Annotated in this window: 9 protein-coding genes; 6 read left to right on the top strand and 3 right to left on the bottom strand. The window is 39.3% G+C overall.

Annotated elements, in window-relative coordinates:
- Positions 1-38 precede the first annotated feature (38 nt).
- Complete coding sequence (locus tag Q360_RS0115260; RefSeq protein WP_027077853.1) at positions 39-788, top strand: DeoR/GlpR family DNA-binding transcription regulator; 750 nt, start codon at positions 39-41, stop codon at positions 786-788.
- 7 nt (positions 789-795) lie between these two features.
- A complete protein-coding gene (murQ, locus tag Q360_RS0115255) occupies positions 796-1,608 on the top strand; it encodes an N-acetylmuramic acid 6-phosphate etherase (RefSeq protein ID WP_027077852.1) in 813 nt (270 codons plus the stop codon).
- Between the two features lie 97 nt (positions 1,609-1,705).
- On the opposite strand, the gene Q360_RS0115250 is transcribed toward murQ, so the two are convergent.
- Positions 1,706-2,107, bottom strand: coding sequence for a c-type cytochrome (locus Q360_RS0115250; RefSeq protein ID WP_027077851.1), 402 nt, complete (start codon positions 2,105-2,107; stop codon positions 1,706-1,708).
- A 3-nt stretch (positions 2,108-2,110) separates the two neighbouring features.
- Positions 2,111-3,235, bottom strand: a complete 1,125-nt coding sequence (locus tag Q360_RS0115245) for a PQQ-dependent sugar dehydrogenase (protein ID WP_027077850.1) — start codon at positions 3,233-3,235, stop codon at positions 2,111-2,113.
- A gap of 139 nt (positions 3,236-3,374) precedes the next feature.
- Between Q360_RS0115245 and Q360_RS0115240 the strand changes: the two genes are divergently transcribed.
- From Q360_RS0115240 to Q360_RS0115225, 4 genes are all read left to right on the top strand, one after another.
- Positions 3,375-11,993: a T9SS type B sorting domain-containing protein gene (locus tag Q360_RS0115240; RefSeq protein WP_027077849.1), complete on the top strand. Its 8,619-nt coding sequence runs from the start codon at positions 3,375-3,377 to the stop codon at positions 11,991-11,993.
- A gap of 196 nt (positions 11,994-12,189) precedes the next feature.
- Positions 12,190-12,825 (top strand): carboxylesterase family protein, encoded by a 636-nt coding sequence (locus Q360_RS0115235; RefSeq protein WP_245603276.1) that lies wholly within the window; start codon positions 12,190-12,192, stop codon positions 12,823-12,825.
- A 134-nt stretch (positions 12,826-12,959) separates the two neighbouring features.
- The gene (locus Q360_RS0115230; protein WP_245603275.1) at positions 12,960-14,027 is read left to right on the top strand and encodes a Gfo/Idh/MocA family protein; all 1,068 of its coding nucleotides are present in this window, start codon (positions 12,960-12,962) and stop codon (positions 14,025-14,027) included.
- 626 nt (positions 14,028-14,653) lie between these two features.
- Positions 14,654-16,057 (top strand): T9SS type B sorting domain-containing protein, encoded by a 1,404-nt coding sequence (locus Q360_RS0115225; protein ID WP_211251597.1) that lies wholly within the window; start codon positions 14,654-14,656, stop codon positions 16,055-16,057.
- Between the two features lie 94 nt (positions 16,058-16,151).
- Here Q360_RS0115225 and Q360_RS0115220 read toward each other — a convergent pair whose 3' ends face one another.
- Positions 16,152-19,472, bottom strand: a complete 3,321-nt coding sequence (locus Q360_RS0115220) for a VCBS repeat-containing protein (protein WP_027077845.1) — start codon at positions 19,470-19,472, stop codon at positions 16,152-16,154.
- Positions 19,473-19,581 lie beyond the last annotated feature (109 nt).

Genomic DNA, 19,581 nt, shown 5'->3' with positions numbered 1-19,581 from the left:
TTATTTTTACTATCTTTGATTGAAATTTAGAATATATCATGTTAAAAGAAGAAAGACAACAGACTATTTTAAGTGAGGTAGAGCTTCATAACAGGATTCTGTTGACCGATATTGCCGAAACCCTAGATGTCTCTATAGATACTATTCGACGGGACGTGAAAGAACTGGATTTGAATAAAAAACTAAGAAAGGTTCATGGGGGTGCCATTTCTTTAGGATTTACGACCAATAGTGCTAGAAACCAAAATATCTATGCAGTAGATCAGAAAAGAGTCATCGCCCAAAAAGCAGCAGCTATGCTTAAGGATGGCGCAGTCGTTTTTATCGATGGAGGTACGACTTGTTTAGAATTGGCGCAGCTTATTCCGGAAAATTTAGACCTTACTTGTTTTACCATTAGTTTAGCCGTAGCTATGGAATTGTCCAACAAGCCAAATGTTACTGTAATTATGATTGGGGGACAAATTGCAAAAGAGTCTCAAATTGCAATAGGCGCGAATACCATTCATAATCTAGCGGAAATTAGGGTAGATTTTAGTTTTATAGGTACAGGTTATGTAGATGCCATGTTCGGGCTCACAGAGTTTGATTGGGATATTGTACAGATTAAAAAAGCGGTAATTAAAGCTTCCAAAAAAACAGTTCTATTATCTATTTCAGAAAAACTAAACTCTCAACACCGCTATAAAACTTGCGATATCAATACTATAAACACCATGATTACCGAGTTAGACCCAAATAATGACTTGTTAAGCGCATTCAAAAACAATGATATAAAAATTTTATAAGTATAAAATGAAGTATACAAAAATTACAGAGACCCCATCACATTATAATGACTTGGATCAAATGGACACCAAGACCATTTTACAATCCATGAACGATGAAGATAAGAAGATTGCCTTTGCCGTTGAAAAAGTGATACCGCAAGTCTCCAAACTGGTTGATGCTTTGAGTGAGCGTTTTGAAAAGGGTGGACGATTGTTTTATATAGGTGCCGGAACAAGCGGACGATTGGGTGTTCTGGATGCCTCCGAAATTCCGCCTACGTTTGGTTTGCCTCACGAACGTGTTGTTGGAATTATTGCTGGGGGAGATACTGCCATTCGAAAAGCGGTAGAAAATGCCGAAGATGATACACAACAGGCTTGGTTGGACTTAAAAGCACATAACATTAATACAAATGATGTACTTGTTGGTATAGCTGCATCAGGAACTACGCCTTATGTTATAGGTGGATTAAAAATGGCCAGGGCAGAAAATATACTGACCGCATGTATAACCAATAATCCTGGTTCCCCAGTTACCGAAGCGGTAGACATCGCCATTGCGGTAAATGTTGGTCCGGAGTTTTTGACGGGAAGTACGAGAATGAAAAGTGGGACGTCTCAAAAATTGGTTTTGAACATGATATCAACGGCCTTAATGATTAAAATTGGAAAGGTAAAAGGGAATAAAATGGTAAATATGCAACTAACCAATGATAAGTTAGTTGATCGTGGTACCCGCTATATCGTAGAAGGATTAGGGGTTGATTACGAGGAAGCTGAAAAGTTGTTGAAAACCCACGGGTCTGTAAAAAATGCATTGGAGGCTGGCCCTAAGTAAATGATAATACCTTTCTTGTCTTATAAATAGATCCTATTATCAGATTTGATAATAGGATTTATTTGTAGGCTTAACTTAATAACCTGTTTGACTAAAACTACTTCTGAATGCTAGCTACTTCTTTTTCTGTTACGATGCTATCGGAGGTGTTTCCCCAAGAGTTGGAGATATAGTTCATCACATCAGCCACTTCCTCGTCTTCTAGACCTAGGTCAGCCATAGCGCTGTTATAGGTTATTCCGTTTACAGTAATCTCACCCTGTAAGCCATATTTTATAGCTTTTATGCTCTCTCTTTTTTCGTTCATAAGATAATCCGAACGCGCTAATGGCGGAAAAGTATACGCAACACCTTCCCCTTTTTGTAAATGGCAGGTTACACAAAAATCTGTGTAGATTTCTCTACCGCGTTTCATGCTCTCCTTTAATTCAGAGTCTTGAAACAGAAACACGCTGCTAAAAACAACAGCAATAAGGTATATAGGTATAAGTATTTTCATAAACTAGTCGTTTTTAGGCACTAGTTTATAAATGCCCTTGCCTTCTATGGCTACGTAAATAAGTCCGTCTGGTCCTTCTCTTACATCTCTCACTCGTCCTTCACCTTCCATAAGTTTTTCTCTAGAAATAACCTTAGTACCATCCATAACCAAACGTTCCAAATATTGAAACGCCAGCGATCCCACCAATAAACTGCCTTTCCAATCTGTATATTTGTTAGAGGTTACAAAAGCCATACCACTTGGAGCTATTGAAGGAACCCAATAGTGCAGAGGTTGCTCCATCCCTTCCATTTCTTTCTTTTCGGTAATACGTGTCCCGCTGTAGTTAATGCCATAGGTAATCAATGGCCAGCCGAAATTGGCACCTTTCTTAATAATATTTATTTCATCACCCCCTCTTGGGCCGTGCTCGTGGTCCCAGATTTCTCCTGTTCCTGGGTGTGTAATCAATCCTTGAGGATTTCTATGTCCGTAGCTGTATATAGCGGTTTTTGCTCCATCTTTTCCAACGAAAGGGTTGTCTTTTGGTACACTGCCGTCATCCATCAATCGATAGATTTTACCGCAATCACGAGTGACATCTTGCGGGTTATCGTCTCTAGCGCCCCGGTCACCAACGGAAAAATAGAGGTACCCTTCCCTATCAAACGTAATCCTTGAGCCAAAATGCTGGCCTTTGGTGGTATTTGGACCCGCTTTATACAGCAATTGGTTTTCAACCAAAGCATTGTCTTTCAATTTTGCTCGCATGATAGCTGTATTACCACCTTTTGCATCTCCTTCCTCTGAGGTATATGAGAGATAAAGCCATCCGTTCTCCCCATAATTAGGATGTAATTTCACATCCAAAAGTCCGCCTTGCCCGCGTTGATAAACTTCAGGTGTATTACCGATTATCAACTTTTTTCCATTAGAAAAATGAATTAATTCGCCAGATTTTTCTGTAATTAAAACACTGCTGTCTGGAAGGAACGCAAAGCCCCATGGAATCTGTAGCTCATCGATGAACAGCTCAGCCATAAAAGGAACATTTTCTGGTGTAATAACTTTATTTTCAAAGTCTTGAGCGCAAGATAAATTAAGTGTTATAACGAATAAATACAAGGAAAGCATACTATTTTTCATAAGCCAACGTTAGAATTATGTTATAAGGTATCATAATTATTTTTTAAATATAAACAGAAATTATAAGTACAAATAATTACACCAAAGAATCTTAAAGATCCCAAATCGATAACGTTCTTACCAAAACTCGACTTAACCTATGCGCTCAAAAAAACCGTGGTATACGCTGTATGCCTTGTTGCTGATACTAGTATCGGCAATCGGTTCTTCCGCTATTGCAAATTATAAAGTCCATGTGATTTTTGAAGAAGTTGCCAGTGTACTTAAAAAAGTAGGGGGAGGTAATGACGTTGATTCTAAAACTGCCGAATACAACAGTTTAACTTTAGTCCACACTCAAAATAAATTTAATAAAATCTCCATTGGTAGCATTACGCCATCAGCTCCTATGTTCTCTACTATCATACAAGGTGCAGATGAAGAAGTGGGTTGTAGTGTTCAAGGATTTACAGTAGCTCGGTTTAATCTTTGCGGCGATTATGATGATCGTACCATTAGTCTTTCAGGAGGACCATACGGTGCTGTTTCTTGGCAAATTTTGGGCGGTTCATGTACACCAGATATTAATGAAGATTGCCCCAATACCGGTTCTTGTTATACTGAAGTAGCGACAGGAGCTACATTTAATTTGGATGCCAGTACTATTCCAGCAGCAACAGGAGCAGAATTTATAGTTGTTGCCGACGGTCAAACCTTTTATTTTAAGGTAAAGAAAAGCAACATTACCCAAACGTTTGTAAAACAAGATAATATTTGTGGCGTATTAGGTAGAATACAGATTACCAATTTGTCTAGTGCCTATGAATTTAGTATGGATGGTGGTACTTCTTGGCAAGGCCCTATATTTCAAAACCTAGGATCTGGAACATATCATGTTAGGGCAAGGCTTCAGAATACGGCTAACACTTGTGAATATCCTTATGAACCAATTATCATTAATAAACTAGATATTGGCATTCAGGCAACATTTGTAGATGCCCAATGTAGTGGGGATACGGGAAGTATTACGGTAACGGCAACTAATGTGCCCGGCCCATACAAATACACCTTGCTAAATTCAGGCGGTGTTGCGCAGGAGTTTACCGCTTTTATTCCAGATAATCCATATACCTTTTCCGCAGTAGGTTTTGGAACGTATACCGTTCAGGTAGAGACACAACAATGTACAGGAGATCCCTTAAATGGGATTAACCCCCCTAGGCAATCTTTGGACACCTCTGGTAATCCTATACGAATAGGAGCTGGCTTAAATGCCATGGATGCATCAACCGAGGTGAACAGCAGTTTTGGTTGTGCTACAATTAGTGACGTGGATATTACTTTAAATACCAACGGAGGCTCAGCGCCCTATACTTTTACTGTAAATGGAGGGGCTGTACAACCTTCTTTTGGAGATGCAGTCAGCAATTCTGGAACTACTGTATTCAATGTTACATCCGCAGGAACCTACGATTTTATAATTACCGATAGTAATGGCTGTAGTATTACAGCCTCTTCTAATGTAGAAGAATTATTGCCGCCGGATATTACAGCTAGTGGTTTTGACGGTACCTGTAGTAATGGAGGTGCCCAAATCGATTTTACGGTTAACGATGCTAGGGGGTATAACCTTTCCTTTAGGGTAAATTCGGGAGATGCATGGGTGAGCACACCACAGATTTCCGTGCCAGCGGGTAACTACCCAGATATTGAAGTTCGGTACCAACAAGGTGGTTTTGAATGTGTATTGTCTTTGCCTACTGTGGCAGTAACTAATGTTGGTGTTATTTCTGGTAGTGCAGCTAAAATATCCGATGTTACCTGTGATGGTAGTGGCGGAACTATTGGCGGACAAATAGACTTTGTAGGACCCTTTACAGGGGGGTCTGGAAGTGGTTATGTGTTTAGTATCGATGGGGTAAATTTCACAAGTACCACATCGTATACTGGTTTAGCCACTGGAACGTACACCCCTATAATTCGTGATGGAGGAGGCTGCCGTTTAGAATTGACGCCTATTGATATCTTAGACGTTGATCCTCCTACAGATTTAAATTTTGTGCAGGACAATGTGAATTGTGCCGTTGGAACTTCAGACGTTATATTAACAGCTACTTCGAATGTTAATATTGCAAGATATGAGGTTATTAGCCCTACGCCTGGCTTCGATAATGATGGTGACAATACAAATAATATTATCACAGGATTAAGTACCGGTACCTCCTATATATTTCGAATTACCGATGACAATGGCTGTACCTATACAGAAGGATTTAGTCCCGTCATAGTTAGTTCTGTTCGTGTAAGGGTAATGTCTGGAGGAGATTTAAGGGTATGTAATGGTGCTTCGGATGGCACAGGAACTTTTATTGTCGATGGGTTTGCAAATAGCTACACCTATGAAATTAACGGCGGTGGTGTAATAGGACCGCAAAACGATACCGAGGTAGATTTACCTTTATCCGGAGCTGGAACATATGCTATCATGATAACGGATGATGACACGGGATGTACGGCTACGGCTTCTTTTGATATTGAAGAGGCAGTTTTACTTGATTTAAGCAGCAGCACGGTAACTCCGATGAGTTGTGCCAACGGCAACGTAGGTAGAGTAAGAGCTAATAATACAGGTGGTTGGGGAGGTAACAGGTATGTGCTTACCCCTCCTTCTGGGCCTTCCGTTGGTCCTAAATCAGGAAGAACCTTTAATAATCTTACCCTTGCCGGTACCTATACATTATTGGTGGAAGATGCCGAAGGTTGTACGGATACGTTCACTTTTGATTTAACACCAATAGATGCTCCCATACTTAGTTTGGATAATGCAGCCTCGAATTTTTGTTATGTTCCAAGTACGGGTGCTACCGCAGTAGTTACTTCAAATGAAGGTACGGCAGCATTAGGAACACATCAATATAGAATAAACGGAGGTACCTTACAACCAAACGGTACTTTTACAGATCTTACCCCTGGCAACTATACTATTGAAGTGGTAGATGCTAATAACTGTAGTGATTCCATTACAATAACTATAGCGCAGCAGCTAAGGATATATACCAGTATAGTAACTGAAATACCTTGTGGAGGTACCCCAGGACAAATTCAAGTACAGGTAACGGGGGGGTATGCTTCGGGAACAGGTATGTATGAGGTTAGTGCTGACAATGGAGCTACGTTTGGAGCACCGGTACCATATACCTCAAGTACGTTTTTATACGATACGACAGTAGATGGCACCTATATCTTTAGAATTACTGATAATAACGTTGCTAACGCAGGATGTGAGGCATCTTCAGCTCCTCTCATTCTAAACCCATCTGTTAATAACGCAGCGGCCTCTGTAATAATAAGACCGGTAAGTTGCGGTGAAACAAGTAATGGTGTAGTTACTATTATGCCCAATGCTACTAGTGGCATTCCACCATATGAAGTCAATTTCAACGGATTGGGTTGGAGTAACCGAACGGTGTATTCCAATTTATCTGTTGGTAACTATCCATATATCGTTAGGGATTCTAGAGGTTGTGAGACTGTACCTGATGATGCCATAATAGTACTGGATAATACTACGCCACCAGATGCTAGCGTTTCAGAGCAACCTGCTTTATGCGATGGTAGTGGAACCTTAAGTGGTGGAATCATAATTAATGGAGTTACGGATGGTCTTGCTAATTTTGATTTTAGAATTGAGGATACCACAGGAACGGAAATTGTAAGGCAGGAGAATGTAGATCCCTCATTATTCCCACTTTCTATTTTGGATGTCGATTTGGTTCCTGGGGATTACACGGTTATTACACTTGATGCTAATGGTTGTACTGATATTGATATTGTTACCATTACCTCCAATGAAGTGGTGATAACCCCAATACCACCGCCGCTTCCACCAACCTGTGATGATAGTGCGTTTACTTATGCGGTTAGCGTTAGTGGAGGTTCAGGCGCCTATGAAATAAGGTTGATTCAACAACCATCGTTCTACCCGCTAAACAATACGCCAGGTTTTAATGATCATACTTTTAGTAATACTACTGATGGTATTCAATTTGGTATCGCTTATACGGTTCAGGTAAGGGATACCGGTACAGGATGTATTTATGAGCAAGAAATCCCTCCTATTGACGCTCCTTCTACTTTGGATATTACGGCTAATTCAACTCCAGGAGCCTGCGACCTTAATAGGAACGGGGAGATAACGTATGAGGTTACAGGGTATGTAATTGGTAATGAGCTTCGGATAGAATTACTAGATAATGATACGAATACGACAACTGTTTTAATTCCGTCGGTGATCACGGTAGCTATACCCTTTATTGGTTCCCATCCAGAATTACCAGGAGATTATCAGATAATTGTAGTTAATTTAACAGATACATGTAGAGCTGCTGTAGGTATTGTAATTGACCAAAATTTACCAGCAATTGATATCATTTCAGATGTTCCAGCCATCTGTAATGCCTTCGGTCAAATTACGGTACAGGGACGTGGAGGTGGTGGAGGCCCATATGAATATGCATTTATAGTTAATGGAGCGCCAGAACCTGTATATCCTACGGGTTATGATATTGAAACGACTTTCGTGGCAGCGGCAGGCGATTACGACGTTTATGTTAGGGATGCTAGCGGTTGTACTTCATTTGATATTGCCACTGTTATACGATTAGATCCAGACTTGCCTGCTCCAACGTTTACGGTTATAAATCAGTGCGATCCTACGTCTACATCCTTTGACATTACGGTTCGGATGCCTGACACCGTAAACACACCAAGATTTACCCTGGCTGGAAATGAACAACCTGCTAACTTAGTAGGAAGTTTTTGGGAGTATACCTATATGGTAAGCAGTCCGGGTGATTATATTGTAGATGTCGTTGATGCAAATGGCTGTGCCAGTCAGGGAACCGCTACTGTGTTTAACTTCCTTTCTGCTTTTGGTGGGTTTACCTCAGAATCTACCTGTAATGATGCAGATGGCGAAATCACCATAACTACTTTTGGTGGTAGCGGCGATTTTAGTTTTGTCCTCACAGGTATGGATTATAATTCTGGAGTTGTAGGCCCAATTACGCAAATAAATAACTCCGTTTTTAATAGTTTGGAACCTGGAAATTATGAAGTATTAATTACGGATAGGATTGTAAATGACGGTAGCGGATTTTGTGAATTTACTGTTACTGATATTAATTTAAATCAGGCTGCTCAACTGGTTATAGTAGCAGAAACAGCTACTGATATTAACTGTCGTGATGCCAATGATGGGACTGTGGAAGTGGTGATAGGCCCAGCTAATACTTTGGTGCCATTTACTTCTGAGGATAGTCCAATAACCTATATTTTAAACAACCTTACGACTTCCGCTGAACAGGACAGAAACAATACAGGATCTTTTTCAAACCTGCTAGCAGGTGATTATCAGGTGCAAGTATTGACCGCACGAGGATGTGAAGGTACCTCTGCCATACACACTATCAATAATCCACTTGATTTTAGTATAACGGCATCAGCTCCCGATTTTGCTTGTGAACCAAGGGCCAATAGATTTAGTTCTACCGTTATTACTGTTTCGGTAGTTGACGTTGGCACGCTAGGCTCAGGATATCAGTATAGTATAACAGGGTTTTCTAATTATCAAACGGCACCAACGTTTGAGATTATAGATAATGGAGCAGCTCAGAATATTACCGTATACGCAATAGATGGCAATGGTTGTCAAACAACTTTTAATGTACCAACCATTAATCCGCCCACAGTTGTAGTCCCAACTATCATTGCTGTAGATGCTTTAAACTGTAGGGATGATGAACGTGCACGAATACAGGTAGTAGGTACTGCCGATTTTACGGTCTCTGTGGTTTCTGTTACTGCTGTTTTGCCAGTAACCAATACTCCTGGAGATAATTTTGCCGATATCTTTTTGCCAGCTGCGGGGGACTACCTTTTTGAAATCACTGATAATAGTGGTGGATGCACATATCCGTTGCCTACCCACACCGTAAACGAACCTATCCCGCCTTTGGTATTAATCAGTGAGGCAAATCCAGTCAGCTGTTTTGGCGCTAACGATGGGGAACTTTTTATTGAAATAACTGACTATATAGGAACTTTTGACTATACGGTTTATATGGCAAATGACACTGCCCGAACAACACCCATTGCCAATGGTAGTTTTGACACCAATAATTTTCCTGATATCAATGGCCATGCTGCAAGAATTTTAGGATTGCGAGGCGGTAACCTAATTGTTGAGGTGGTTTCCACGGCTATGCCTTTTTGTTCCAATGACAGTAATGTCACCAATATTAGAACACCTAACGGGGCTTTACAGGTGTCTGCAGTACAAGTAGGTAATGTAGGTTGTGGTAATACGAACGGGGAAATAGAAGCTATAGGCCAAGGTGGATGGGATGCTTTTCCTTACGAATATAGATTAATGCAAAGTGCCGATGCAGGCGCTACCTATAGTACGGAGGTTGCTCCCTTTTCTACAATAAATGAGTTTACGGGACTAGCTTTTGGATTCTATCAAGTAGAAATTACGGATGCAGAAGGTTGCATCGTTTCATTTGATATAGAATTAGAGGAAGTACCCCAAATTGATGCGGGTATAAGACAGCCACAAGGCTTGGATTGCCCTAATGGGAACAATGCAGTTTTAGAAACCTTTGATTCATCAACAGGAGATGCTATTACGGCAACTCCTGGCGCTACTGGTGGGTTGGCGGGTGCTGGATACAACTACAGGTTATTATACCTAAATGGAAATGATAATACAAATATTCATTCGACTAGTGGACTCCAGAATTCTCCTACGTTTATTGGAGCTAGTGGCGGGTTCATTAGTGCTGGTTGGTATGCCATAGAGGTCTCGTCCAGTTTTGACTGTTTGTTCGTAACGGCACCTTATTTTGTAAATCCACCGCCACCAATAGAGCCTTTATTGTTACAAACACGTGTACCTGGATGTGGAGGATACGGAGAAATGCGTTTGAGTATTGAAAACCCTGATCCTTTGTTCAATTACCAGTATTTACCTATCGAAAATGGTGTAGCCATAGGAACGTATGTAGATATGTTAGGAACATCAGTTTTAATACCTGGGGTGCAAGGAATCACGTACCAGTTTGATGTTAGAAAAATTAATATATTAAGTATTTGTCTTCCAGTACGTTCCAATGGTATTACTATGACCGATGCAACGGGAATTACCATTTTACCCAATCTTCCAGATGATATTTCCTGTGCATCTGAGTTGGACGGTAGAATAGAGTCTTTTGTGAATGGCGGAGTGGGAGACGACCTTTTCTATCTTTATATGGGAGACCCGGTAGACGCATTTAGCCCCGCAGTTTCAGCTACTTTAGTTAGGGGACCACAAGCGGATGGTACTTTTGAAGGACTACCACAAGGCGCTGCTTATTACATTGCAGTAACCAGTGGTGCTGCGTGTATGGATGTTGTAGGTCCCTTTGAAATAGAAAGGCCAGACCCTATTATTTTTGATGCGAACCCTACGCCGGTAACATGCAACGGTGGAGAAGACGGCACCATAACCGTTGCAGTACTTTCTGGTGGTGTTGGTCTAACTCAATTTGCTATAGCGCCAAACTTCAATGAATTCTTTATTGATTCGGGAACTCCAGGCGTTTATACTTTTGAAGGTTTGGCTACTGGCACGTATGAAATTCTAATACTAGACGAAAACGGATGTTTTGAAAAAGACTTTATTACCGTAACGGAACCAGATGAATTACAGGTAATAAATATACAGACTACCCCTGAATTGTGTGTAGGAGCGAACGATGGTAGGGCAATATTCGAATTTATAGGTGGTACCCCGTTTAATGACCTTTTGGTAAGTACTAACCCATACTTTGAGTATAAAGTTGAAATGATTGATCCAATTGATGAAACAGGGACAGGAACTTTTGCACCGTATGTTGGAGAACTATTAGAGAACTTACAAGGAGGAGCCTCCTATGTCATCTCTGTCCAAGATGCAAACTTTTGTGCTACTACAGAATTATTTACGGTTGGTATAGGTGTAAATTTAACCGCGGAGCCCATAGTCCAATACGGTTGTGAAGGCATCTTCCCAAATAGTACAGTGACCGTTCAATTACAGGATAATAGTCTGATGAATGATGTCATGTTTGCCTTGGACCCTGTAGACCCAACCGATGCTATTACAGCTTTGGCAGGAGTGGATAATGTTTGGGGTAATTTACCTGCTGGTGACCATATTGTGTATGTATACCATCAAAATGGATGTGCTATTTTCGTTGAGTTTTCTGTGGACGCTTATGATCCGTTAACATTGACGGCCATAAAAACAGGTCCTAATGAAATGGAAGTAGCTGCCGAAGGTGGTTTTGGAGGCTATGAGTACTTCTTTAATGGGGATTCTTATGGAGATATGAATACGTTTACCACCAACGAAAGTATGACGGTTAATGCTAGAGTCGTAGATGCAAATGGTTGTATTGTTGAGGTGGCAGTACCTTTCGAATTTACTGGTATGTTGGATATTCCAAACTTCTTTACTCCTGATGGTGATAATCTAAACGATATCTGGTCGGTTAAAAACAAGGAATTTTTTCCAAATATTGAAGTTAGGATATACGATCGCTATGGAAGGGTAGTGGCCAACCTTAAAGAGATTTCTGGTTGGGACGGAACGTATGACGGAAGTGAAGTGCCTACAGGAGATTATTGGTATGTAATAAACGCGAACAATAAGGAAAAACAGCGCTACGTAGGGCATTTTACACTCTACAGGTAAAGAATACTTAATTGTCACCACGTTTACTAATGCCTGCTATTTTTTGTAGCTTTCCATTATGGTAAAACAATTTTATTTTTTGTATTGTAGATGCATTGGAAAACACTTCTCAAACATAAAATTTTATCTTCTACTGTTACTAGTTTTCGCACATGGATGCTCAGCACAGCAAAAACCTTTACTTATCGATGATGAAATGGAGACTCTGGTTAAGGAAACACTGAACTACTATTTGTATTTCCCTGAAGAATATACCATGGATAGTCAAGAAAAATACCCTTTACTGCTCTTTTTACATGGCGGAGGAGAATCAGGAGATAGTTTGGTTACGGTTAAACGTAACGGTCCTCCTAAATTGATAGTCCAAGGGAAGAAATTTCCATTTTTAATATTAGCACCGCAGAATCCTTATGAGAATAAATGGTGGAACACACGAGCGGTAAAACAGCTCTTGGACAGTATAGTAACAAACAATAATGTAGACACCCAAAGGATTTATCTGACTGGATTAAGCAGGGGAGGAGGGGCTGCTTGGGAAATGGCAGTGCAATATCCTGATAGTTTTGCAGCCATGGCAGTGGTGTGTGGGATGGCTCCATTACCCTATGCTTCGTGGATAAATAAAGAAATGCCAATATGGGTATTTCATGGAGAGGATGATAAATCTATCCCAGTTTCAGAATCGGATGCCATGGTGGCAAGACTTAAAGAGATGGGGTACGATGTGAAATTTACAAGGTATCCCGGGGTTGGTCATGACTCATGGATACAGGCCTATGAAACTGAGGAATTATATGATTGGTTCGTTACTCAAAGAAAGGGTTTAGAGTAGTTGATTCATCGATTGGGAGTTTTTTTTCCTGTTATTTTCTGGAATGGAAAACCATCAGGGTTTAATAGCATACTTTAACTTCTTTAATAGCCAATAAAATGAAAAGGATATACATTATTACAATAGTAATACTAATGATAACGAGCACAATTTTTGCACAAAAAAAACCAGTAAGATTGGGTGTGGTTGGTCTTAGTCATGGTCACGTAGGTTGGATTTTGGGTCGTGAGGATTTAGGTGATGTTACCATGGTGGGCATAGTAGAAACAGATTTGGAATTGGCTAAACGCCTGTCTAGTCAATATAATTTCTCCATCGATTTAGTTTATGGTACTATGGAAGAGATGATTGCTGCTAAAGACCCTGAGGCCGTTGCTGCATTTGGTACTATATATGATCATTTAGCCGTGGTTGAAATATGTGCGCCAAAAGGCATTCATGTAATGGTAGAAAAACCATTAGCAGTCAGTTTTGATCACGCGATAAAAATGGAGGCCTTGGCGAATAAACATAAGATTCATTTGCTTACTAATTATGAGACATCTTGGTATCCTACTAATGTTAGGGCGAAAAAGCTACTCAATGATGAAACTATTGGAGAGCTGAGAAAAGTTATTGTCCGTGATGGCCATCGAGGCCCAAAAAAGATAGGTGTAAATAAAGAGTTTCTAAAGTGGTTGACGGACCCTGTTTTAAATGGGGGCGGAGCTATTATGGATTTTGGATGTTATGGCGCCAATCTTTTGACATGGATTCATAAAGGAAAAAAGCCGAATTCCATTACAGCTGTGACCCAGCAACTGCAACCGGAAAATAATCCTCAGGTAGATGATGATGCAACTATAATTCTTACCTATGATGAATCCATGGCCATACTTCAGCCGTCTTGGAACTGGCCCATAGGAAGAAAAGATATGGAGCTATACGGAACCTTGGGGGCAATTTACGCGGATTCTCGAAACCAACTGAGGTTGCGTATCGCCGAAGGATATGATGGTTTTACTGAGGAAATCTTTGATTTGGAGGAACGAACACCTCCTTTCGATGATTCATTTGCATTATTTGCTGCCGTTATTTTGGGAGAATTACAACTGGAGCCTTTTGATCCCTATAGCCTTGAAAACAACATGATTACCATGGAAATTTTGGATTGGGCAGTAAAAAGTTCAAAAAACGGAGAGACAATAAATTTCAAAAAATAACTAATTAACTAGGTCGGTTAGCGAGTCTAGAAATAGATGTTTGTAGTGGGCAGAACTACATCCGCTGACTTAGTTTTAAGGTCATGTGATACCTGACAAACATATTATTTCCTATCTTTTTACTTTTTATTTCACTTTTGGTTACCAAGGAATAGGTGCATTCGGTTCAAAAAATGATTTGGTCTTTTACTTTATAGGTCACTAAAGAATTGAACTACCAGGAAACAATAAAAACAGAATCAAACTATATTGTTTATACAAATCCAAGACCTTATTATTTACTACTGTAAAAAGACAAAGCTACTTTGTCTTTTGGACGTTACTGCATATTAACCTACTCAGAATCTTAAACCATTAATAGGTTATAATTGAGTTAATTTAAATATTTTTTCTTTAGAATTTATTATATTATTCACGCTTAGTACTTTTATTATTTAATCACAAAACTTTTGGTTTTCAATCTAAATCTAAATACCATTAGATTTCAGAGCTTTTTGAAAATAGAGGAAGTGAATGAGGCTAAATAAACTTGAAGTATTGATGTTGTTTGAATCGCAAAATAATTTTCACGGTAAAGGATGATTTTACTAAAGTCAATAGCTCGAACACCCTACCTAAAGAGAATTTTGTTTATAACAACGTTACTCCTCGGTTTTTTTTGTGGTGCTCAGTTTACCTGTCCAAATATAACGCTCCCTGTTAATGGGGAAAGTGATGTGGCTGTGGATTCCCAGGTCTCTTGGGATGCAGTTGCGGGTATCGATGGCTATTCAGTATCCTTAGGCACCACTGCAGGTGGGTCAGATATCTATAATAGTCGTTCTGCAGCTCTAGTGAATAGTTTAGTTCCCGTTGTAGGATTACCAGATAATACAGAGGTTTTTGTCACTATAAGTTTGTTTTTAAACGATGGTAGCTTTATAACATGTCCTTCTGAAAGCTTTAGAACCGTTGATGTGACTACAGCTCCCAACTGCACTACATTAAATAACCCATTGCCCAACAGTGAAGAGGTAGGAATAGGTGAGAGTATGATTTGGGATTATGCACCAAGAGCAACAGGGTATCGCCTGGCAATAGGTACTTCTGAAACTAATTTTGATTTATTACCTGAAATCGATGTTGGTAATGTTTTAAGATATGGTCTCCCCGAAAACTTACCGATTAACACGGAGATTTATATTAGAATAGTCCCGTATAATGAAAATGGGGAGGCCATAACGTGTACCGTACAACGATTCACTACAGGTGATACAAGTATTGACTGTGAATCCTTTAGTCCTGAAATAAGTATACCGTCAACCATTGGCTTGTGTGTAGAAGTACCTGACTTAACAATTGAGAGCGAAGATAATGCAGATGGTTATAGGTGGTTTAGGATTAACGAAGACGCTACCGAGGTATTATTGTCTGAAACTAATATTTTTACCACCCGAGAAATAGGTTCTTACAGATATGAGGCCTATACCATTGTTTCACTTTTTGGTGAAACTACAGAGTGTTTAAATGTAGCTGCGTTCCAAGTGGTTCGTTCAGAAGAAGCCGTGGTCGATAGGGTTGAAGTTGATATAACAGGTTCGGGTTTGGATTTAACCGTAATTGTTACTGGGAGCGGGAATTACGAGTATGCCTTGGATAACGAAACTGGCATCTACCAAGATAATAATATTTTCAGGAATGTATCAGAAGGTGATCATCAAGTTTTCGTTAGAGACAAGAATGGTTGTGGAACAATAAGCTACACGTTTATTCAGACCCTAAGACAAGATGATTTTCCTAAATTCTTCACGCCCAATAACGATGGTATCAACGATTATTGGCAGCTTTTACCACTAAATGATAACGTTCCAAGCCTGCAAGCGCTGTATATTTTTGATCGGTACGGTAACCTACTATCGCAAGTTAATCCAGATTCAACCGGCTGGGACGGTACTTACAAAGGAAGACCTATGCCATCTTCTACGTATTGGTACAAAGCCGTTTCAATTTACGATAAAGCGATTCAAGGTTATTTTGCTCTTAAAAGATAGCTCCTTATTGGTATATGTACGTTTACTATTTCTTTCATAGCGTACCTTTTAGTTTAAGAGTAGCCTTTATTGCTAGCTTTCATAGAATAAAATATCAGTCTTTGAAAACTAATAGCTTTTCTTTATTTTGGGTTATAAAATAGTAGAAACCTCCGGCAGCACATTTTACTACGGAAATCGATTTTGCATCTTTAGGTGCTAAAAGACCACTCTGGCTATTAGATATGGTTTCAAACGAACCTTTACCGTTTCCTTTTAAAAATAGACCATTCATTGCGTCATATCTTCCAATAAATGTCTCGTTACCGAAATCGTTGCCTACTCCAACTATATCTAGATTTCCATCAGTATCAATATCTTTTATTATAATGTCATTAAGAGGAGCTAATTGAGCTTCAATCGGTAGTGGGTATATTTTAAACGAGCCATTCCCCAAGTTTTCCACATAACTACTATTATCGTAGTTGCCTTTTAGGATTAAAGCATTCTCTAATTCTGAGGCAGATAGCAAGGTACTTTCGGTAGCTTCAGCATACTCTTTGTAATAGTTGAATTTTGAACGAAATATGGTGCTTTGTTTATTCATATCGCCCCAGAAGTTGACTGGATATGACTTAAAAGTGCCGTTTTTATCTTTGAAATAGGCAAAGGTAACGGGGTCTATACTGCCGTTTTGGTCAAAATCTTTAGCGACTACGGTAACTGGTCTTTCTGCCGAAGGTTGAAATAAATTGTTTCTACCCAAATTGCCTACTACAAAATCAACATCACCATCATTGTCCATATCTTCAGCTTCAATACTTTCCCACCAGCCTATAAAATTTTGGACTCCTGTATTCTGGACTTTTTCGAAAGAATTATTTTTATTCTTAAAAATAGTTATGGGCATGAGCTCACCAACTACAATCAAATCTTGTTGACCATCTGCGTCATAATCGCCCCAAACGGCATCGGTTATCATACCTGCAGTACGCAAGTCGGGGGCTAAGCTATCTGTAACATCTTTCAGTATACCGTTTTCATTCATCAAGAGAAAGCTTTTCTCCGACACTGGGTACGCTCCCATAGGCGTTCTACCGCCAACGAATAAATCTACGTAGCCATCTTTATTAAAATCCATTGCTTTTACCACAGAACCACTTGTGTTAATTTCTGGTATTCTTATAGTCTCCTCGGTAAATTTTCCACTGCCATCATTAGTATAGAAACGGTCTCTGTAGTTTTCACTCCCTTTTTTAAATTGATTACTGCCAGAGACAAGATACATATCTAAATCACCATCATTGTCGATATCGAAAAGTTCGATACTCTCTTCTTCGAACTGCATTTCTTTTGGTATGGTGAACAATGCTTTTTGAGAAAAGCCACCGGCATGGTCTTGAAATAGAATAAGGGGAGAATATTTATTTGTACTTCCTATAATAACATCTTCGAAAGAATCTCCATTCAAGTCTCCAACGGCAAGACAAGGTCCGTTTTGTGTTAATTTATGAGGTAAGGTACGCTGTATGTCGAAATCTATAAAATCTAAGTCCTTGAGATTAATATCAAAGCCTAATTGTTCGGTAACATTAGTAAAATACCTTCGGTTCGAAGAGTTGGAGCCGGGGTGAACTAAATTTATGGTATCTCCTTTGATGCGATTATCATAAATAATGGAAACCGTTTGATTGGCTTTAATATTCCGTAATATTTGATTTGCTCCGTCTGGCCATTGTATTTCGATATGAGTAATGGTATCAATGGCACCAACCCCAAAGTGAGGAATAGGCTCAACGGAGGACATATAGCCCCGGGTCAAATAATGTTCGTAGTATTGGGTTTTATCATTTCCATATTTAAGTTTTATTTTGGTTCCAATACCCAAAGGATTTTCGAAAGGTCCTTGGAGTGCTAATCTTAAAAAATTATTCTTTTCACCCTCGTTTGTGCCATAGGTGTTCTCATAAACGAAAGCCTCATCGTTAATATTATTGACAATATAGTCTAGGTCTCCATCTTGGTCTAGGTCAGCAAAAGCTGCACCGTTGGAAAATGACGGAATGTTCAGACCCCAATTTTTTGTTTGTTCCTCAAATGTCCAGTCTCCTTTATTGCGATATCCGTAGTTAGCGACTTTAACCTCTGGTATGGAATCTAAAATTTTACCTGGACTTAAGAATGCATTTACATTAATAGCGAAATCGCCAAAATCCTTATCTGTGATATCGCGCGGAAAACCGTTGGTAATTAACAGGTCTCGAAAGCCATCGTTGTCCGCGTCCATAAAAAGTGGCGCCCAACTCCAATCTGTTTTTGATATACCCGCCATTAGCCCTATTTCATTGAAGTTTGCGGCAGAACCATTCCCTTTATGTAGCATATTTCGCATATACTGATATTGGTAATTATATCTTTCATTAAGGGTGTATTCTACATAATTATTATTACCGATATTGGTCTTCATGCGGTGATTGGTCTCCCCGAGCATATCCAAGGTTAGGATATCCAAAAAGCCATCGTTGTCATAATCGGATATGTCAGAGCCCATAGAAAATTTGCTCTGATGCTTGAGATAAGATTCAATTTTATTGGTAAAGGTGCCGTCTTGGTTATTGATGTACAGTAGGTCGTTGGTTAAATAATCGTTACTAACATGAATATCCGGCCAACCATCATAGTTTAAATCTGCTACGGCGATACCGAGTCCGAAACCTTCATAAACAATACCAGCTGCAATCGTAACATCTTCGAACGTGCCATCCCCTTTATTTCTATATAACCGATCGTTACTAATTGCGGAACCATCATTAATCAATGGACGATAATTCGTGGGTAAGTCGTGTACCTGCTCGTTATTTAGGACATAGAGGTCTAAAAGACCATCTTTGTCATAATCAAAAAAGGTAGCGTTCATGCTATTCCTATTGTCATCAATATGATAGGATTTAGCCATTTCCTTAAAAGTGGGTGTGCCATCTTGATTTAAACCTTGATTTACAAACAGCATATTTCTTCTTTGCTTAGCACCATTGCCCATAGCCACGCAAATATAGACATCCAACCAGCCATCTAAATTAATATCGACAATCGCTGCCCCTGTACTCCATTTTTCTTTTGCGCCTATACCAGAAGCTTCTGAAACATCTTGAAAGTTAAAATCTTTTTTGTTCAAGTATAATCTATTGGAGACTTGATTGCCCGTAAAAAGGATGTCGTTTCGGCTATCATTATCAAAATCGGCGACGGCCACACCGCCTCCATTAAAGATATATTCTTCGGTTAGAATATTAAAGCTATCTGTTTCTATAATCTGGTTATTGAAAGTTATATTTGTCGTTTTTCCAGACTTTAAAAGAAATAAACTGGTCTCTTTCTTTTTACAAGAATAAATGCATAGCAATAGCATACATAAAATCAATAGGTTTTTCTTCATATTGTAGTAGGGTACTTTTAAATATTGGGTAACAAAAAAGCAGTGATTATACGAATATAATCACTGCTTTTGGTATTAAAAATCTTCGGAGAAGATTTTTATTTATAAT

Source organism: Maribacter antarcticus DSM 21422, from assembly GCF_000621125.1.
GTDB lineage: Bacteria > Bacteroidota > Bacteroidia > Flavobacteriales > Flavobacteriaceae > Maribacter > Maribacter antarcticus.
The sequence above is the reverse complement of the archived record's forward strand: the minus strand, read 5'-3'. Positions and strand labels throughout refer to the sequence as shown.